The 17,795-nt window shown below is 49.5% G+C and carries 14 protein-coding genes, 1 tRNA gene and 1 rRNA gene (1 of these 16 running past the window's edge); 10 read left to right on the top strand and 6 right to left on the bottom strand.

Features of this window, described 5'->3' with window-relative positions:
- Nucleotides 1-50 precede the first annotated feature (50 nt).
- Entirely contained in the window at nt 51-1,400 is a 1,350-nt protein-coding gene (locus NSQ22_RS15600; protein WP_008881792.1) for a glucose-6-phosphate isomerase, read from the top strand.
- 333 nt (nt 1,401-1,733) lie between these two features.
- Entirely contained in the window at nt 1,734-2,138 is a 405-nt protein-coding gene (locus NSQ22_RS15595; RefSeq protein ID WP_011888104.1) for a YugN-like family protein, read from the top strand.
- On the opposite strand, the gene NSQ22_RS15590 is transcribed toward NSQ22_RS15595, so the two are convergent.
- Nucleotides 2,135-3,130: a potassium channel protein gene (locus tag NSQ22_RS15590; protein WP_044742691.1), complete on the bottom strand. Its 996-nt coding sequence runs from the start codon at nt 3,128-3,130 to the stop codon at nt 2,135-2,137. The two genes, NSQ22_RS15595 and NSQ22_RS15590, sit on opposite strands and share 4 nt — an antisense overlap.
- A gap of 113 nt (nt 3,131-3,243) precedes the next feature.
- Between NSQ22_RS15590 and NSQ22_RS15585 the strand changes: the two genes are divergently transcribed.
- Nucleotides 3,244-3,441 (top strand): H-type small acid-soluble spore protein, encoded by a 198-nt coding sequence (locus NSQ22_RS15585; protein ID WP_008881789.1) that lies wholly within the window; start codon nt 3,244-3,246, stop codon nt 3,439-3,441.
- Nucleotides 3,442-3,733: 292 nt separating this feature from the next.
- Here the strand turns inward: NSQ22_RS15585 and NSQ22_RS15580 are convergent.
- Nucleotides 3,734-4,779 (bottom strand): IS630-like element ISBs2 family transposase gene (locus tag NSQ22_RS15580; RefSeq protein WP_076611651.1). Its coding sequence is split into 2 segments (ribosomal slippage): nt 3,734-4,273 and nt 4,276-4,779, totalling 1,044 coding nucleotides; the frame shifts between segments, so codons are not numbered across the junction.
- Nucleotides 4,780-6,107: 1,328 nt separating this feature from the next.
- Here NSQ22_RS15580 and NSQ22_RS15575 point away from each other — a divergent pair.
- The 4 genes from NSQ22_RS15575 to NSQ22_RS15560 all read left to right on the top strand — a co-directional run bounded on the left by NSQ22_RS15575 (nt 6,108) and on the right by NSQ22_RS15560 (nt 10,671).
- Nucleotides 6,108-9,290, top strand: a complete 3,183-nt coding sequence (locus tag NSQ22_RS15575) for an efflux RND transporter permease subunit (protein WP_087960205.1) — start codon at nt 6,108-6,110, stop codon at nt 9,288-9,290.
- 276 nt (nt 9,291-9,566) lie between these two features.
- On the top strand, nt 9,567-9,845 hold the full coding sequence (locus NSQ22_RS15570; RefSeq protein ID WP_011888101.1) for a hypothetical protein: 279 nt from the start codon (nt 9,567-9,569) through the stop codon (nt 9,843-9,845).
- Between the two features lie 20 nt (nt 9,846-9,865).
- Entirely contained in the window at nt 9,866-10,366 is a 501-nt protein-coding gene (locus NSQ22_RS15565; RefSeq protein WP_008881786.1) for a GNAT family N-acetyltransferase, read from the top strand.
- Between the two features lie 56 nt (nt 10,367-10,422).
- Nucleotides 10,423-10,671, top strand: a complete 249-nt coding sequence (locus NSQ22_RS15560; protein WP_008881785.1) for a hypothetical protein — start codon at nt 10,423-10,425, stop codon at nt 10,669-10,671.
- Between the two features lie 159 nt (nt 10,672-10,830).
- Here the strand turns inward: NSQ22_RS15560 and NSQ22_RS15555 are convergent, their stop codons facing one another.
- Nucleotides 10,831-11,703 (bottom strand): thermonuclease family protein, encoded by an 873-nt coding sequence (locus tag NSQ22_RS15555; protein WP_099233597.1) that lies wholly within the window; start codon nt 11,701-11,703, stop codon nt 10,831-10,833.
- Nucleotides 11,704-12,010: 307 nt separating this feature from the next.
- Here NSQ22_RS15555 and NSQ22_RS15550 point away from each other — a divergent pair, with 307 nt between their 5' ends.
- Complete coding sequence (locus NSQ22_RS15550; protein ID WP_099233220.1) at nt 12,011-13,600, top strand: DnaD domain protein; 1,590 nt, start codon at nt 12,011-12,013, stop codon at nt 13,598-13,600.
- Nucleotides 13,601-13,766: 166 nt separating this feature from the next.
- Here NSQ22_RS15550 and NSQ22_RS15545 read toward each other — a convergent pair.
- Nucleotides 13,767-13,839, bottom strand: a tRNA-Ala gene (locus NSQ22_RS15545).
- Between the two features lie 69 nt (nt 13,840-13,908).
- Complete coding sequence (locus tag NSQ22_RS15540; protein WP_008881781.1) at nt 13,909-14,586, bottom strand: MgtC/SapB family protein; 678 nt, start codon at nt 14,584-14,586, stop codon at nt 13,909-13,911.
- Nucleotides 14,587-14,643: 57 nt separating this feature from the next.
- On the opposite strand from NSQ22_RS15540, the gene NSQ22_RS15535 reads away from it, so the two are divergent.
- A complete protein-coding gene (locus tag NSQ22_RS15535) occupies nt 14,644-15,552 on the top strand; it encodes a DMT family transporter (protein ID WP_008881780.1) in 909 nt (302 codons plus the stop codon).
- On the opposite strand, the gene NSQ22_RS15530 is transcribed toward NSQ22_RS15535, so the two are convergent.
- Nucleotides 15,523-16,341: a protein-glutamine gamma-glutamyltransferase gene (locus NSQ22_RS15530; protein ID WP_008881779.1), complete on the bottom strand. Its 819-nt coding sequence runs from the start codon at nt 16,339-16,341 to the stop codon at nt 15,523-15,525. The genes NSQ22_RS15535 and NSQ22_RS15530 overlap by 30 nt on opposite strands.
- 663 nt (nt 16,342-17,004) lie before the next feature.
- Between NSQ22_RS15530 and NSQ22_RS15525 the strand changes: the two genes are divergently transcribed.
- Nucleotides 17,005-17,795 (top strand): 16S ribosomal RNA (locus tag NSQ22_RS15525); it runs 766 nt beyond the window's last position.

Raw genomic sequence — 17,795 nt, 5'->3', positions numbered from 1 at the left:
TCCGCTAAAGTGAAAGAAGGCAATGATTATTGAATGGGAGGAAGAATTGAATGACCCATATTCGTTTCGACTATTCCAAAGCGCTCGCTTTTTTTGGTGAACACGAACTTACATACTTGCGCGATGCGGTGAAAGTCGCACACCATTCGCTCCATGAAAAAACTGGAGTCGGCAATGACTTTTTAGGATGGTTAGACTGGCCGGTCAACTATGATAAAGAAGAATTTGCGCGCATCAAGCAAGCGGCGAAAAAAATTCAATCAGACTCTGATGTCCTTCTTGTCATCGGTATCGGCGGCTCGTATCTTGGGGCGCGTGCGGCGATTGAGATGCTGCATCATTCGTTTTACAATGCCTTGCCGAAAGAGAAGCGGTCCACACCGCAAATCATCTTTGTCGGCAACAACATTAGCTCGACGTATATGAAAGATGTCATTGATTTCCTTGAAGGAAAAGACTTCTCGATCAACGTCATTTCTAAATCAGGAACGACGACTGAGCCGGCGATCGCTTTCCGTATTTTCCGCAAGCTGCTTGAAGACAAATACGGCAAAGAAGAAGCACGCCGCCGCATTTACGCAACGACCGACCGTGCACGCGGCGCACTGCGGACGCTCGCTGACGAGGAAGGATACGAAACGTTTGTGATTCCGGATGACATCGGCGGTCGCTATTCAGTGTTGACGGCGGTTGGATTGCTGCCGATCGCTGCCAGCGGTGCTGACATCGACGCCATGATGGAAGGGGCAGCGAAGGCGCGCGAAGACTTCAGCCGCTCGGAGCTCGAAGAAAACGCTGCTTACCAATATGCGGCCATTCGCAACATTTTGTACAACAAAGGAAAAACGATCGAGTTGCTCGTCAACTACGAACCAGCCTTGCACTATTTCGCTGAATGGTGGAAGCAGCTGTTCGGCGAAAGCGAAGGGAAAGACCAAAAAGGCATTTATCCGGCTTCGGCTGACTTCTCGACCGACTTGCATTCGCTCGGTCAATACATTCAAGAAGGTCGCCGTGATTTGTTTGAAACGGTGCTGAAACTTGAAGAGCCGCGCCATGAATTGGTCATCGAAGCGGAAGAAAGCGACTTAGACGGGCTGAACTATTTAGCCGGCCAAACGGTCGATTTCGTCAACACGAAAGCGTTCGAAGGGACGCTTCTCGCCCATACGGACGGCGGCGTGCCGAATTTGGTTGTCACCTTGCCGAAGCTTGATGAATACACGTTTGGCTATCTCGTTTACTTCTTTGAAAAGGCATGCGCTATGAGCGGCTATTTGCTCGGGGTGAACCCGTTTGACCAGCCAGGTGTTGAGGCGTACAAGAAAAACATGTTCGCCCTCTTAGGCAAACCGGGTTACGAAGAGCTGAAAGACGAACTGGAGAAACGGTTGAAATAACAAAAGGATGGTCAAGCCGCTTTTTCTCGACATGTACGGCCGGTTTCGGCCGCATTTTCCAGAGTGAATCGAAACGAACAACGCCTCTTCTCCTTTAGTCGGGGGAAGAGGCGTTTTTTGTTCATGACTTTGACGCTCGTTGAAGGCGAATGGCAGAAATGGTAAACGATGAATTCCTTCCGCGGCGGCATGTTGCCATTGAAAGACAGTCCATCGTTTCTGCATGGCTTTGTTTGCATCTCATCAGTCCATTTTTCGCCAAGTGCCAGAGTCTGGGATGGGCAAATAATTGCCGCTAAACGGGAAACGATAAAAGGAAAGGAGGGGTTGTGCATGATTGAAATTCCATCACGGTTAGAAGGAAAGCAGTTTCAACTTTATGATTTAGAGCAAAAATTAAAGCCGCTCGGTTATGTGATTGGCGGCGGCTGGGATTACGATCATGGCTATTTTGACTATAAAATCGCTGACCATGTAGGTTACCAATTTTTGCGCGTGCCGTTTCAAGCAGTTGATGGACAGCTCGATTCACATGGCACAACGGTCGAGCTCGGGCGTCCGTTTTTGCTTGCGCATAAATATCAGCGCGGCATTGACGATTTTGCTGATGTTGGCAATGTGGGAGCGGCATTCAACCAGTTTTCCGAACCGCAAGACCCGGATGCGACCGTTCCGGAGCAATATATTTCCGTCGGCAAAGCGCTCGTTCAAGATCTGGAACGCCTCCTGCTCGATTAAGGAACAAACACGAACAGGCGATCATGTTCTTCGATCGGGCGCTGCGGCAAAATGGAAAGGTTCCCATTGTCCCCGCGGATGACGCCAAGCAGCGTGATATTTTGCTCAAGCAGCAGCTGCTGGACGGTGGTGAACGGCTGGCCGATTTGTTGCTCGGTGGGGGTGAGAAGGCGCAAGGTTTGTTCGCCAAATCGACCGAGCATTCTCTCGATGGCGCCGGCGACTCCCGGTGAGCGAAGGCTGGCCGCCATCGCAGTGCTCGCCAGCAAGTTCGTTTGAACCACTTCATCCGCTCCGGCGCGAAAAGCGTTTTGGACATTGCGGGCGGTCAATATTTCCACGATGGCATACACCGACGGGTTGAGGCTCTTGGCAGCGAGCAGCGCGACGATCGTATCTGTATCGGCGTCCTCTTCTGCTTTATGCGGGTCGGCGGTAATGATCACAAACTGGGCATGGCCAATATTGGCCTTTTCGAGCACCGCATCATCGTGTGCCGACCCTTTAATAAAATGAAAAGGAATGTGTGGAAGCGGATGGGACGGTACAGTAGCGTCGATCAGGACAAAGCGGGGCAGCGAATCTTGTCTAGCGAAGCGAAGCAGCATTTCGCGTGCCCGCTCATTCCAACCGACAATAATGACGTGTCCCCGCTCTGTATATGGAAGCTGCCCGTTCGTATGCGCCGTTTCCCGAGAAGCTGCTGCTGCCGATATCGAAGCGAAATAAGCAGCGATGATTCCAGTGCCGAGGGCGATAAGCACTATCGCAGCAAGCTTTCCCGCGAGCGTTTTCGGAACGATATCCCCATAGCCGATCGTCGTTGTCGTCACGCTCGCCCACCAAATGCCATCAAAGATGGTGCGGAATGTCTCCGGCTCAATCACATGCATCAGTGCACCAAACAAGACGATAATGGCGCTCGCGATAGCGAACAGACGGAGAACGGTTGACATCCGCCAATAGGAAACAAGCAAGTTCCTCATTTTCATCATCTATCCCTCTTTTGGTTGATTCCTTCTTTAGTGTGGACGGTTTTTGCATAAACATTCCTGTTCTTTTCCATACTAGGAAACGAAACGTCAGTGAAAGGGGATAGTGGGTTATGGACATGAACCGTGTAAAACAAATCGTTTCATCACCTGCCGATATTCCTGTGTATTACAACGGGGTATCGGTTTGGATTGACGGGTATGACGAAGAAAACCAAATGGCAACTGTCCATTTGCGCGACGGCCGGCTCAATGAGCGTCGGGACGTGCCGGTGGCCGAACTGGAGGAAAAGGGAGAAGCCGCCCACTAACCGAATGAGCCAAGACAGCCTTTGTTTCGGTCCTGTGTAGATGCAAGACAGCAATCGTTCCCCCACCGTTTACCGCCTTCTTGTCATAAAAGACGTCGGGGCCTTTGTGTCGATTTCCACCCGAATGAACCGCCCTCTCATTGAATGAGGGCGGATTTTTGTTGGTGTTTTAATGGGCAAATGATGTATGGAAGTCATACCGACGGTCAAGGTGTATATTATGTTGAAAAAGACATCTTACAAAAGCTAAGATTAAAAATGAGAATGTAACTATATAAGTTGAATTAAAGATTTACAACTGAACACACAAACGATCGATCGTTTGTTCTGGTTTCTGGTTGATTCGCTGAATAAAGGCTTGGACATTCTTTCTAATTTCTTGCACACTCGAATAGAACACGTTGTAAATCACGTCTGATTTCAGCCATTTCCATAGCCCTTCAATCAAGTTCAATTGCGGACTGTATGGTGGCAAAAAGACGAGCTCTAACCGATCTTCGTGTTCTTTTAAAAATGGCTGAATGAGTTTGGCATGGTGAATTCGAGCGTTATCTAAAATCATCACTATTTTGCCTGTGGGATAGCGTTCTAACACAAGTTGAAGAAATCGAAGAAATGTTTCCGCGTCATAGCATTCTTCTTCGATGCAAAACACTTCCCCTGTTTCGTAGTTCAACGTGCCAATCAGCTTCAGCCCTTGATGTTTTCCAAACGTCGGAATGATTCGTTGTTTTCCTTTGACAAACCATGTTTTTTGAATCGCTTGGTAATCACGAATCATCGACTCATCTTGAAAGAGGACATGGGCGATGTTCCCATCTACCAGTTTTTTTTTACTTCAGGGAAGGTGATTTCGACGAATTCTTTTTGTTTCTCTTCATCGGCATTGGCTAGTGTATAGGTCGGTTTCGTATAGCTTAGCCCTAACCGATGCAGAATGTCACTTGTTCCGCGAAGCGTGTATGTTGGCCCCCACTTTTGTTGAATGAGTTCAGCGATTATCGCAAGCGTCCAATTATATTTTGCTTCGAATCCCACATCTACGGGGAGCTGATGTTCAATGATCAAAGCCAGCTCTTTTTCCTGCTCAGGGGTCAATCGACGTGGGGCGCCAGGTGAGTATTTCATCTCCAGTCCATCAAGACCGCGCTGGGCGTAGGCATGAATATAGTTATAAATAGTTTTCTTGGATCGACCAATAATCGTTGCGATTTCTCCTTTGGTATATCCCTGCAAATGAAGATAAATCGCTTGGTAGCGTTCATATGCTCGTTTACTTTTTGCTTCTTTCATGGCAGTGGACAACTTTTCGATCTCGTCTTTGTGATTTGGCATCATATTTTCTCTCCGTTCCCCTATTTTCTCTTTGTATTTATTCGCCGTGGAACGGGAGAAAACCTTTATTTCAATTTATATAGCACATTATTTTGAACTGTCTTTTTCCAATTATTTCAGTTCAAAATCACAAATCTGACTATGTTTTTCTCATCAGTGTAAAATTCTCGGGAAGGACCTCGTAGATCCTTCCATTTTTTATTCGATGGCCCGAATAACTAAAATCCAAAGGCATTGTATAACTAATCAAGGGGCTCCCATGTATCTTTTTGTTGCACTTCCTGTTGTAATTGCATACGCTTCGTTAACTCTTTTTTCTCATAATAAATGTCCCGTCGAAACCAGAGTTAATATTGAGCAAATATTGTGCTAAAAAAGACGAAAAAGGTAGAGTTATTCCAACAGGCCATTCAACTAAATAAAGGAGAAACATCAATATAAGGGGAGAATCAATGAATCATCATCAGCTTTTGAGGAATAGCTGACTTTTTAGTTGGAACGTTTCATCAAGACATGGGGTCGCCGTAACAAGCGTTAGTTAATTTTATCCATGAAGCAATGAAAGGATGTCTTAGAACGCTTTGCTTGTTTTTAGGAGTACGAATGCATCCGAAAAAGAGAAAGAAGACTTTGTTCAATTACATACGGAATTTGATTTTCCCGCTATTGGATTCACATCTGTAATTAGAATGGATAGAACATGTAGTCAAACAATGAAAAGAAGCTATTAAACCAACATAGTTAGGAAATGGTTTGGGGACTTGATGGAGCGGGCGCTCTTTCAAGGACTTTTTATTTCCTGCCGATGAGTCATCTAATCAAGTGAAAAAGGAGCATGAGCCTGACACTTTTTCAAGCTCCATACGGTAACTGCACATATCCTCCATCTTGCTTTTCTTATATCCTTTGTTTTGCTTATCTACGTGGCGATTGCCGGATTGTCCCAACCGGATGTATTCGCCGCGTGGCTGTTCACGCAATTTTAACGGTCAAAAAACAAAAGCCAACCGCAGAAACAAGATCATCCATGTCTTTTTTACACAGTTGAATCCAAAATACGTCTTGAGTCGTAACTAAAAATATGTCGCTAGAGCATAACAAAAGATGGGAGGTGTGTGATAAGGTGGAACCTGAATGAAGAAAAGACGGGATGGTTGACCTAGAAATGGGCTCGAATACATAGCAGCATGTCGGATCGATGTTCAGCAATCAGATGAGGTGGGTTTCCAATTTTGACAAATGACCATTTGGTCAATTAGTATATAACTTGTGACCGTATAGTCATAGGAAAGTGGAACCAATATGATCATGGATTTAAAGGGGAGAAGCGCGTGAGGAAAGTCATTCAGTTTTCGCTCAATAATAAGCTCGCCATTTGGATTTTGACGATTATTGTTGCTGTGGCGGGGTTGTATTCGGGAATGAACATGAAACTCGAAACGATCCCGAACATTAACGTTCCGTTCATTTCCGTCTCGACGGTCTATCCGGGGGCTACGCCGGAAGAAGTGGCCAAGAAGGTGACGGAGCCGATTGAACAGCGGGTCGAACATTTGGACGGTGTCACGGTTGTCCGTTCCTCTTCCTTTCAACATGCATCGTTTGTACAAATTGAATATGAGTTCGACAAAGATATGGAAAAAGCGCAAAATGAAGTGAAAGAGGCGCTTAGTCATTTGAAGCTGCCTGATGGGGCGCAGGAGCCGGACGTTTCCCGGATTAGCTTTTCCGCTTTTCCGGTCATCTCATTAAGCGTGACCAATCCGGACGAATCGTTAGCTGAGCTGACAGAAACGGTTGAGCGTCATGTCGTCCCGGAATTGGAGGGCATCGACGGCGTTGATTCGGTTGAAGTCGCTGGCCAGCAAATGCAAGAAGTGAACATTCGATTCGATGAACAGAAGTTGAAGCAGTATGGGCTGACTGAACAATCGGTCATCAACGTCATTCAAGCTTCCGCTGTTTCACTTCCGCTCGGTCTGTACACGTTTGGAGATACGGAAAAATCGGTCGTCATCGACGGACGCATCGTCACGGTCGATGACTTAAAAGCGCTCCGCATTCCGATCGCCCCTGCTAATGGAGCAGCGCAGTCACCGATGGCAGGCGGCGAAGGAATGGGAGCGGCCGGTCAGATGCAAGGAATGGCGGCAGGTCAAGGAGCAGCGGCCCAAACGCAAGGCGCCGCTTCTGGCCAAGCAGGTACATCTCCTTCGATTCCTTCTGTTTCGTTGAGCGATCTGGCTGAAGTGGAAGTCGTCGCTAAAGCAGAATCGATTTCGCGGACGAACGGTGAACCGTCAATCGGCGTGCAAATCGTGAAAGCGCAAGACGCTAATACGGTCACTGTCGTCAACGCCGTCAAGGAAAAAATCAAAGATCTCGAGAAGCGCTATGACGGGTTGCGCATTATCACTGTGTTTGACCAAGGGCAGCCGATTGAAGATTCGGTGAACACGATGGTGGACAAAGCAGTGTTTGGCGCACTGTTTGCGGTCATTGTCATTTTCCTGTTTTTGCGCAACATCCGCACGACGTTGATTTCCGTCGTGTCGATTCCGCTGTCGCTGTTGATTGCGATTTTGCTGCTGTATGAGATGGATATTACGCTCAATCTCATGACGCTTGGCGCCATGACGGTGGCGATCGGCCGCGTCATTGACGATTCGATCGTTGTTGTGGAAAACATTTACCGGCGCATGACATTGCCGGATGAACCGCTCACTGGAAAAGAACTGATCGTCTCGGCAACGAAAGAAATGTTTATCCCGATCGCGTCGTCGACGATTGTAACGGTGGCCGTCTTTTTGCCGCTCGGATTGGTCAAAGGGATGGTTGGCGAGCTGTTTTTGCCGTTTGCGCTAACGATTGTGTTTGCGTTACTCGCCTCGCTAATTGTTGCGGTTACCGTTGTTCCGGCGTTGGCTCACTGGCTGTTCCGCAATGGCGTGGCAGCGAAACGCGTCCGGGCAAAGGAAAGAAAAAGCCTCTTGGCGTCTTGGTATAAAACGGTGCTCCGTTGGTCGTTGGATCATAAACTCATCGTGAGCGGCGCAGCCGTGTTGCTGCTTGTTGCAAGTTTGTTCCTCGTCCCGTATGTTGGGGTCAGCTTCTTGCCATCTGATGAGCAAAAAATGATTGTTGCTACGTACAGTCCTGCTCCGGGGCAAACGGTGGATCAAGTGGAACGCATTGCTAAAGAAGTGGAGGCGTTTTTCGAGAAGCGCGACGGAGTAAAGAACATTCAACTGTCTGTCGGCGGGGGCAACCCGATGAACCCGGGTCAGGACAATGCAGCGCTGTTTTATGTCGAGTATGACCCCGATGTGAAAAACTTTGCCGAAGAGAAGGAAAAAGTGATGAAGGCGCTTGATGAGCGCGGAGACAAAGGGGAATGGCAAAGCCAGGACGTTTCGGGCACCGGGACATCCAATGTGATTGAGCTTAACGTGTACGGGGATCAAATGGAAGAAATCGAGCCGATTGTTGAGAAAGTAGCGGACATTTTGCGCGATCATGATGAGTTGACCAATGTGAAAACAAGCATGTCCGCCCGGTTTGAAGAATATACGCTTGTCGCCGACCAGAAAAAATTAAGTGAATTCGGGCTGACTGCTGCACAAATCGCCGCAGCGTTGTCCGAGAATGGCGAGCGCCAAGCGATTGCGACGGTTAAGCAAGATGGTGAAGATCTCAACGTCTACATTGCAACGGAAAAAGAGCAATACGACGATATTCGTGATTTGATGAAGAAAACGATCGTGTCGCCGATCGGTATTCAAGTGCTGATTGAAGATGTGGCCGAGTTGAAAAAAGGACATACGTACAGTGAGGTTCAGCGCTATGACGGCCGGGTATACGCGAGCGTGTCGGCGGAAGTGAAAACGAAAGACGTCGCCGCTGTGTCGGCAGACGTGCAAAAGGCCATCGACAAGCTGCGCGTTCCGTCCAATGTCGATGTCCACATGGGAGGAGTCACCGAAGATATCGAAGAGGCGTTCACCCAGCTCGGATTGGCGATGCTCGCTGCCGTAGCGATCGTATATTTTGTGCTTGTCGTCACGTTTGGTGGCGGGCTGGCGCCGTTTACGATTTTGTTCTCGCTGCCGTTTACCGTCATTGGTGCGCTGCTGGCTCTGTTTATTGCTGACGAAACCATCAGCATATCGGCGCTGATCGGCATGTTGATGTTGATTGGGATTGTGGTGACGAATGCGATCGTCTTAATCGACCGCGTCATTCATAAAGAACGCGACGGATTGTCGACGCGCGAGGCGCTTTTGGAAGCGGCCGGAACGCGCTTGCGCCCGATTTTAATGACGGCCATTGCGACCGTCGGCGCGTTGCTTCCGCTTGCGTTTGGAATGGAAGGCGGGGCGTTGATTTCGAAAGGACTCGGTGTGACCGTCATCGGTGGATTGACGAGCTCTACACTTTTGACCCTGATCATTGTCCCGATCGTTTATGAGACCTTGATGAAGTGGAAGAAAAAAGGCGCTTCCGCAAGCGAGTGACGAGTGCTCGCGTCTTGACTTCGATAGGCGGGGATGCTCGCCGATCGTTGGACGCCGCTTTGTCGCTGCGTTAGAGGAAGAAATGTTCATGCCTTCGTCATTCGACGTTGTCGCTTCATTGGGGTGACGTAAGAGAAGACGGTTGTGTTGTTTTGCAGATGGGCGTTGCCGTTTTGGTAAACACAAAACGGCGTGAGTCTGGGATGACCGAACTCACGCCGTTTTTTTGCCTTTGTCGGAGGAAGGCGGGGCCTTCGTGGGAGAGCGGGCTGCGTCTTGGAGAAAGAAACGGCCAGCCGTCCTAAATGGGGGACACGGGTGATTGGGCGGGGGACAGTCGCTTTGCGGTGCGGGCGCGCCGTCAATAACAAGCGAGGCACAGGTGAACATATGAAGAAGGCGCGAACATCCCCCATTTCTGATAAAATAGGAGTGCGCGTCATTTGGGAACACGGGCTGAGAAACGCCGCAAGCGACATGATACAAAACGAGCTGGCGTTTCGTGTTCTTTCGCTGTACATAGTGATGTTTCTGATTTTTGAAATGAAAGGCTGATGGAAAAAGGGGGATGCCAAATGGAGCGATGGTTGATTCGTGATGCAACGGCGGCGGATTTGCCGCAAATCGTCCGCATTTATAATGAAACGATTCCGAGCCGGATGGTGACGGCGGACTTGGAGCCGGTGTCAGTGGAAAGCCGGAGAGCGTGGTTTGAAGCGCACGACCCGCACCATCGGCCGCTCTGGGTAGTCGAAGATGACGGTGTCATTTGCGCCTGGCTTAGTTTCCAATCGTTTTATGGCCGCCCGGCGTACCGCCATACGGCCGAAGTGAGCATTTATATTGCCGAATCGCACCGCGGTCAAGGGCTTGGGACGAAGCTGCTCAAGCGGGCGATCGACAAGGCGCCGGCGCTTGGGATGAAGACGCTGCTCGGTTTTATTTTTGCCCATAACGAACCGAGTTTGCGGCTGTTCTCTCGCTTCGGGTTTGAACGGTGGGGCTATTTTCCGCGCGTTGCTGAGCTTGACGGCATTGAGCGCGATTTAGTCATCGTCGGCAAACGGCTCGTATAAAATGGTGATGGATCGGGCACTTATAATCATGACGATGTATGGAAAGAGGGAATAACATGAATGTGATGCCCATCCGGCTGTTTACGATTCAAGACGGGGAGGGGTTTGTCGCCGACGCGTTTCAATGCCCGGTGACCGGCAACTTGATTTACAAATCGTCTGGCACACCGTCGGTCATTGCGTACACAGAATTGACCGATGAGCAAATCATGCGCCTCGAAAAATACGGCTTCCGTCGGCTCGGGATGGAGCCGGAGCGAATGGCCAATGAGACCGGTGTTGAAGAATTGCTTCCGAAGCAATGACAAGAAACAACAGGGAAACATTTGTTTACGGAAATCATTAAGGAAGCTGTTTTCAAAGCCAAGGCGGGAACGAGCAACTTTTGAAGCAAAACCGGCAACTTGCTTTCGATGAAAAAAGACCTGTCCGTGTCGGACAGGTCTTTTTGGTGTTGGCGGTCGTCATTTCAGCTGGCGGATGAGCCAATACACCCCTGCAGCCGCCGCTGCGCCGAGCAATGTATAAAGGACGAGGCCGCTTGATGGTTCCGAAGTTCGTTCTTCTTGCTCACGGTTACGTTCACGATCGGCTTCGTTCGTCTCCTCTTCGGTCTGCGGATTGGTTTGCGCCGGCTCTGCTTTCGTTTTCGAATCGACTTTCGGCTTCTCCTCGGCAGAGTGCCCACTGTATATGCCGACGCCATTTTGTCTGGCTTCCTCGTATGCTTTGCGGATGCGTTGTTCGTATTTGTAATCGCCATAGTCATAAAAGTCCTCGACTAGCCCGGCTTTAGCGAGCTCTTCTTGCAACAGGCGGTCGTCGACCCATACCCAGGCGAGCAGCCGTTGGTATTTGTCAAACAACGTATTTCCATCTGTTTCAAGCACAATGTCCCCTTTTTTCAGTCGGGAACACGTAAACTGGCTCGCCTCTTTTCCGTATGGTTCGACTTCGATGGTGCTTTCTGGGGTGTCGATGAACAAAAAGCGCGTCGTATACACGTGGCCGTTCACACGGAATTTGGCCGTGTCTCCGTCAATGCACTTCACCAATGCCGCTTTGTATGTCCGGCCAAGCCGCAGCGAAGCATTGTCCTCTTTTCCCCCGAGCGTATGGCCGTCTAAGTCAATCCGTTCCGGAGTGAGGTTCCTTTTGCACCGTTCATTGCCGTTATATTTTTGAATGAGCTTGACCAGCTCTTCTTTCGTTTTCGCCTGCTTCGCCAATGCGGTCGGTTCGTGCAACAAGTAGGTGCAGTCACTGTTGCGGAAATGCCCGCCCAATTCATCCAATGTACCTGGATGGGCGAAAACGGAAGCGGGAAATAGAATCATCAGGCAAAAAAACAAAATCGCAGTTTGTTTCAAAGCTCTCCCTCCGATCGAAAAGGTGTTGCTGTTTCAGCAAAGACGCGATGAAAGCAACGGAACATGTCGATTTGCTCTTTGAACGCATATTCAACCGTTTTTGGCGTATTTTTGGCGTTTTTCAGCGTGAAATCGGGCTAAAATCGCTGCTGTCGCGCCATTAGGTGATTTGATGACATTCGAAATAAAGTTTATCAAAGAAAGGGAGCAATCATAAAGCAATTTCGCTGCGAACGAGTTCTTCATTCATCGTTTATGAAGGGGGAGAGGGACGATGACCAAATTGCTTTTAGACGACGAGCCGTTAATCATTTTACCACAGCTCGCTGTGGCGATCGGATTGAACGAAAGCATTATCGTGCAGCAATTGCACTATTGGCTTGAGAAAAGTGAAAACGTTCGTGACGGCTACAAATGGGTGTACAACACGTATGGAGATTGGCAGAAGCAATTCCCGTTTTGGTCGGAAAGCACGATTCGCCGGATCATCACAAAGCTCGAAAAGCTCGGGATCATCGTTTCGGCGAATTTTAACCGCTCCAAAATCGATAAAACGAAATGGTATCGGATCGATTACAACCAACTGGCCGAATGGACGCAAAAAATACTAGTCAGGCAAAAGGAACAGCCACCGGGGGCGAATGGCGGCCCAGCGGGGGACAGCGGTTCAACCGTTCTCGATCGCCTTGCAACTGTTTCTTATGGTGCGTCGATGTCCCACGATGGCGATTCAACTGTTCCAGATTGCATGCCGATGTCTCAAGGAGGCACGTCAACCGTTCAAGACGGCAAGGGGCTAGGTTCCGATGCCGCTTCCATCGCTCGAGACGACCGTGGGGCGTCTTTTGATGGCATGCCGATCGTTCTGACGATGCCAAATCAACGGACAGAGGGCGACATCGCTTGTTCATCTTTCCAAAACGAACAAATGGCAGGTGAAACGGCCGATCCACCTCCTCAACATGGACAACTGAGTGATGAATTGGCTGATCGATCAGTTCAATATGGATGGATGAAAGGGAAATCGGAGGATCCGTCGATTCAAAATAGATGGGCGACAGAGCAAATGGCCTGCCCACCCGTTCCCATCGGGCAGCTGGCGGATGAAATTGCCCATTCATCGGTTCAACATGAGCGGCCAGCAGATGAAGTGGGCGATTTGCCGGTTTTCACTGAACGATCCGTCGATGAATGGGTTCGGCCGTCTGTCCAAAATGAGCGGTCGATGGATGAAATCCACCGTCCATCTGCCCAAAACGGGCGGCCGACGGGCGAAATCGCCCGATCATCTGTTCAAACTGATCCGTCCAGCTGGTCAAATTGGTCAATCGGGGTGCTCAATGTGAACAGCCCGATACCAGAGAATACGACAGAGATCACATCAGAGAGGAACAGAGAAGAGAAAGAAGATGACGAGCGCGTGCGCGCCTACAAGGAGATTGTTCGTTTCTATGAGCAAAACGGATTTGGGGTGATCGGAGGATATTTGCGGGAAAAAATCAATATGTGGGTGGATGACACGTCCGAGGAATTAGTCTTAGAAGCGTTAAAAATTGCGGTGGAAAACGGGGCGAAACGGTGGGTGTACGTCGAGACGATCTTGCGCGACTGGATGGAAAAAGGGTATCGAACGGTCGACGAAGTGCGTGCGGCACGGCTTGCGTTTCGAAAGCAGCGGCTGAACCAACGGTCTACCTCTTCTTCAACGGAGAGCAGTCGAACGATGCGGAAGCCGATCCGCACAGAGATCGTGCCGGATTGGCTGAACATGGACTACAGCCAGCCGGAAGATGACGACTTTGACATCGAACAAGCGCGCCGGGAGCTCGAGGAGCGCTTAAAAAAATATAAAGAACCATCCTGAAAGACGATCTCCATGGGATGAAGGGAACGGCGGGCGTCTCTCGCATGTGACTTTGCCGCCCGCCGTTCGTTGGGAGATTACGGCCGCGGATTCGTCGACGAAGCGTTTCGGTGTGAGACCTTTCCCGGTCAAACAAAAACCCCTTGCCACGCAAGGGGTTGGTGAATGGAGCATACCGGGCTCGAACCGGTGACCTTCGCGCTGCCAGCACGACGCTCTCCCAACTGAGCTAATGCCCCAAAAGAATATGGATGATTTGTCCAGTTCCTATTATATCTAGATGAATGGCTGTTGGCAATCTTTTTTTATCAGCCGCTTTCAATATCGACATGAACGATCGCGTCAATGGAGCGGATGGTGTAATAAATGTCAGCGGTCGAGCGTCGTTGGTCGACGACAGCCCTTAGTTTCAATAAATGCTGGTTTTCTTCCACATCTTTAATGCGCATCGTTTTAATATTGATGTGCTGCTGTTTTAAATGATCAATCACTTTCGTAATATTGTTTTCATCGGCGACCGTAATTTGCAGCATCACTTCTTTTTCACGCAGCTGCTTCGGTCCGAAAAAATTAATTAAAAATGGAATGAGTTCGACACTGACAATGAGCAGCGCCACACCGAACGCTGATTCCCAATAAAAGCCTGCGCCGACGGCCACCCCGATGCCCGCGGCCCCCCAAATGATCGCAGCCGTCGTCAATCCGGTGATGCTGTCGTTACCGCGGCGTAAAATCACGCCAGCTCCTAAAAAACCGACCCCGGATACGATTTGGGCGGCCAGACGGAGCGGATCCATCGTAATATGGTCTTTCGATGGGAAGATGTACGCTGATTCAATCGAAACGATCGTCAACAAGCAGCTGGAAATCGAAATGACAAGGCACGTTTTTAAACCGACTGGTTTTCGTTTCAATTCCCGTTCCAGCCCGATAATCAACCCGAGGATGGCTGAAATCCCTAATTTGAGGAACGGATCGAACACCATTTTTCTCACCTCGTTCGTGATATAATGTAAGAAAACAGTTGGCAAGGAGATGGAGAGATGAAACCGCCAAGTTCGGCAAAGGCGTATGTCGCCTTATTGATCGGTGCGCTCGCTGTGTCGACATCGGCCATTTTCGTCAAATGGTCACAAGCGCCATCGGCGGTTATTGCCTTTTATCGGCTCTTTTTCGCCGTCGTGATCATGACGCCGTTTTGTCTCCGTCATATCGATGAACTAAAGCGCATCTCCCGGCGCGACTGGTTGTTTTCCGTTTGTTCCGGCGTGCTACTTGCGTTTCATTTTATTCTTTGGTTTGAATCGCTCGACTATACCTCTGTTGCGAGCTCAGTCGTGCTTGTGACGTTGCAGCCGCTGTTTGCTTTTGCTGGAGGAGCGATCTTTTTCCGTGAACGGCTAACGATCGGTGCGATCGGGAGCGCTCTTTTGGCCATTGTCGGAAGCATCCTCATCAGCTGGGGCGACTTTCGCGCCAGTGGAGAAGCGCTGTATGGGGACGTGTTGGCATTATTGGCGTGCGCGATGGTGACAGCGTACTGGCTATTCGGTCAAGAATTGCGCCAGCGATTGTCGCTTATGACGTATACATATATCGTCTATGGCATCAGCGCTGCGACATTGTATTTGTATACCGTACTATCCCGCTTTTCCCTAACAGCGTACCAACCGACCGACTGGCTTTGTTTTCTTGCTTTAGCCATCATCCCGACACTGTTCGGCCATTCCGTAATGAACTGGGCAGTCAAATGGGTGAGCGCATCGACCGTGTCGATGGCCATTTTATTGGAACCTATTGGCGCTTCAGCCTTGGCGTATTGGCTGTTTGACGAACAGATCCGCCTGTTTCAATGGATCGGCGGTATTTTTATTTTAACAGGAATTGGCTTGTATTTGTGGGAGAAAAACGAAAAAGGGCCGCTAACGATACAAGAAAGTAGCGGACCCTAACGTTCCGATGATAAACGATGGGCGGAGCGGCAAGCGGAATTCGTTCAACGGGCGGGCGAATTGGGACAAATACGTGAAGTTGACTTGCGTAATTTGGGGGAGAAGATAGGCGGATTTCGTCGCTCCCGGTTTTCGCTTCCGATTGAGTGCATCGATAATGACCTCTTTTGGGTGAATGCCGATGCCATGCCCGTAAAACAAGCCGTTGCCCAAGTAAATCGTATTTTCCCCCTGCCATTGCGGCGTCGTCGGATCGAACTCCGGGTTTTTAAAATAAAGACAGTCCCCAGGGAGAAAGTGTTCTCCCTTTTTTGTATGGATGCCAAGATCGCGGTCAGTATGCCAGTCATACAGGAGTAGATCGGCGAACAGGCGATTAAACGCTGATACGTCAATCGTATCGAGCACGGCTTTGTAAAAGACGATGACGATGGCAGTTGCACATTCAAAGGCGTATCGTTCACTGTTAACGAAAATGTCTTTGATGGCCTCTGAAGGAGGGATGCCCGGTCGCAGCTGAAAACCACCTCGCTCGTCCCGCTCCCAAAACTCGCTGTTGCAGCGTGAAAAACGAAAAATGGCAAACCGCGCCCGGCTCTTTGCTAAGTCGACTGCAGCTTGGACGATGTTAGCACGCAGCGCAATTTCAAATCGCAGCTGTTGTTCATTTGGATATGTGTACAGCACGGGCGAAGAAATAAGAGCGTTTAGGATCGCCTGCTCGTTTTTCGAAAGGGAAGACGAGTAAGACGGGCTCAAACCGGACGGTAAAGCTAAAATGCGGATCAAAGTCTAGATGCCTCCTTGAAAACAACATATTATATTGAAATGTATGCGTCCGCCGGTGGGCGTATTCATTCATTTTGAACAAAACTGATCAGTTATGGTGTAAGAAAGATCAGGTACTGTCCTTTATGGTTTTTGGTAACAACAATGAGGCATACACAACCCCGCTTGATGTTTCAGTTATAGAAGGTAGGAAGGAGCCTATCTCTAAACGTTTTTTTATAATACGGGGAAGAAGTGGGACTGTCGATTTTGCTTTCTTGTGTAATGACTATTGATGGTGGGATCAAGAAAAGGGTTCGCAACGAATATCGTTGTGTGGAGGATTAGAGAGGTTGCCAAGGAGAAGGATTACGTATTAAGATAATGGGAAGTGGGGACTTTTGAGAAGAGTACAGTTTAAAAAAACCAAAAAAAATTTTAAAAAAAGGTATTGCATTTTGGAGATTAGGGTGGTATATTAAATAGCGTCGCTGCTGAACAAGATGTTCGGCGGTGATGAGAAAGAAAAAAGTGGTTGACATCGGAAAGATGTTATGCTAATATAAAGAAGCTGCTTGCGAGAGATAAGTTCGATGAACTGGTTCTTGCAAGAGAAAGCAATTTATATCGACTAATCTCGTTCCTTGAAAACTGAACGAAACGAAGCGCAAGCCAATCAACTTTCTTTTGGAGAGTTTGATCCTGGCTCAGGACGAACGCTGGCGGCGTGCCTAATACATGCAAGTCGAGCGGACCGGACGAGAGCTTGCTCTTGTTTGGTCAGCGGCGGACGGGTGAGTAACACGTGGGCAACCTGCCCGCAAGACCGGGATAACTCCGGGAAACCGGAGCTAATACCGGATAACACCAAAGACCGCATGGTCTTTGGTTGAAAGGCGGCTTCGGCTGCCACTTGCGGATGGGCCCGCGGCGCATTAGCTAGTTGGTGAGGTAACGGCTCACCAAGGCGACGATGCGTAGCCGGCCTGAGAGGGTGACCGGCCACACTGGGACTGAGACACGGCCCAGACTCCTACGGGAGGCAGCAGTAGGGAATCTTCCGCAATGGACGAAAGTCTGACGGAGCGACGCCGCGTGAGCGAAGAAGGCCTTCGGGTCGTAAAGCTCTGTTGTGAGGGACGAAGGAGCGCCGTTTGAATAAGGCGGCGCGGTGACGGTACCTCACGAGAAAGCCCCGGCTAACTACGTGCCAGCAGCCGCGGTAATACGTAGGGGGCGAGCGTTGTCCGGAATTATTGGGCGTAAAGCGCGCGCAGGCGGTCCTTTAAGTCTGATGTGAAAGCCCACGGCTCAACCGTGGAGGGTCATTGGAAACTGGGGGACTTGAGTGCAGGAGAGGAGAGCGGAATTCCACGTGTAGCGGTGAAATGCGTAGAGATGTGGAGGAACACCAGTGGCGAAGGCGGCTCTCTGGCCTGTAACTGACGCTGAGGCGCGAAAGCGTGGGGAGCAAA

The organism is Geobacillus sp. FSL K6-3411 (assembly GCF_037965715.1).
Taxonomy (GTDB): Bacteria; Bacillota; Bacilli; order Bacillales; family Anoxybacillaceae; genus Geobacillus; species Geobacillus thermodenitrificans.
Note: the sequence above shows the minus strand (reverse complement) of the source record. Positions and strands in the feature narration are given on the sequence as shown.

What these genes read in the sequence shown, in the direction of transcription:
- NSQ22_RS15590 (WP_044742691.1), bottom strand. Translation starts at nt 3,130, where the DNA reads ATGAAAATGAGGAACTTGCTTGTTTCCTATTGGCGGATGTCAACCGTT.
- NSQ22_RS15600 (WP_008881792.1), top strand. Translation starts at nt 51, where the DNA reads ATGACCCATATTCGTTTCGACTATTCCAAAGCGCTCGCTTTTTTTGGT.
- NSQ22_RS15555 (WP_099233597.1), bottom strand. Translation starts at nt 11,703, where the DNA reads ATGATTCTATTTCCCGCTTCCGTTTTCGCCCATCCAGGTACATTGGAT.
- NSQ22_RS15540 (WP_008881781.1), bottom strand. Translation starts at nt 14,586, where the DNA reads ATGGTGTTCGATCCGTTCCTCAAATTAGGGATTTCAGCCATCCTCGGG.
- NSQ22_RS15595 (WP_011888104.1), top strand. Translation starts at nt 1,734, where the DNA reads ATGATTGAAATTCCATCACGGTTAGAAGGAAAGCAGTTTCAACTTTAT.
- NSQ22_RS15535 (WP_008881780.1), top strand. Translation starts at nt 14,644, where the DNA reads ATGAAACCGCCAAGTTCGGCAAAGGCGTATGTCGCCTTATTGATCGGT.
- NSQ22_RS15565 (WP_008881786.1), top strand. Translation starts at nt 9,866, where the DNA reads ATGGAGCGATGGTTGATTCGTGATGCAACGGCGGCGGATTTGCCGCAA.
- NSQ22_RS15550 (WP_099233220.1), top strand. Translation starts at nt 12,011, where the DNA reads ATGACCAAATTGCTTTTAGACGACGAGCCGTTAATCATTTTACCACAG.
- NSQ22_RS15585 (WP_008881789.1), top strand. Translation starts at nt 3,244, where the DNA reads ATGGACATGAACCGTGTAAAACAAATCGTTTCATCACCTGCCGATATT.
- NSQ22_RS15560 (WP_008881785.1), top strand. Translation starts at nt 10,423, where the DNA reads ATGAATGTGATGCCCATCCGGCTGTTTACGATTCAAGACGGGGAGGGG.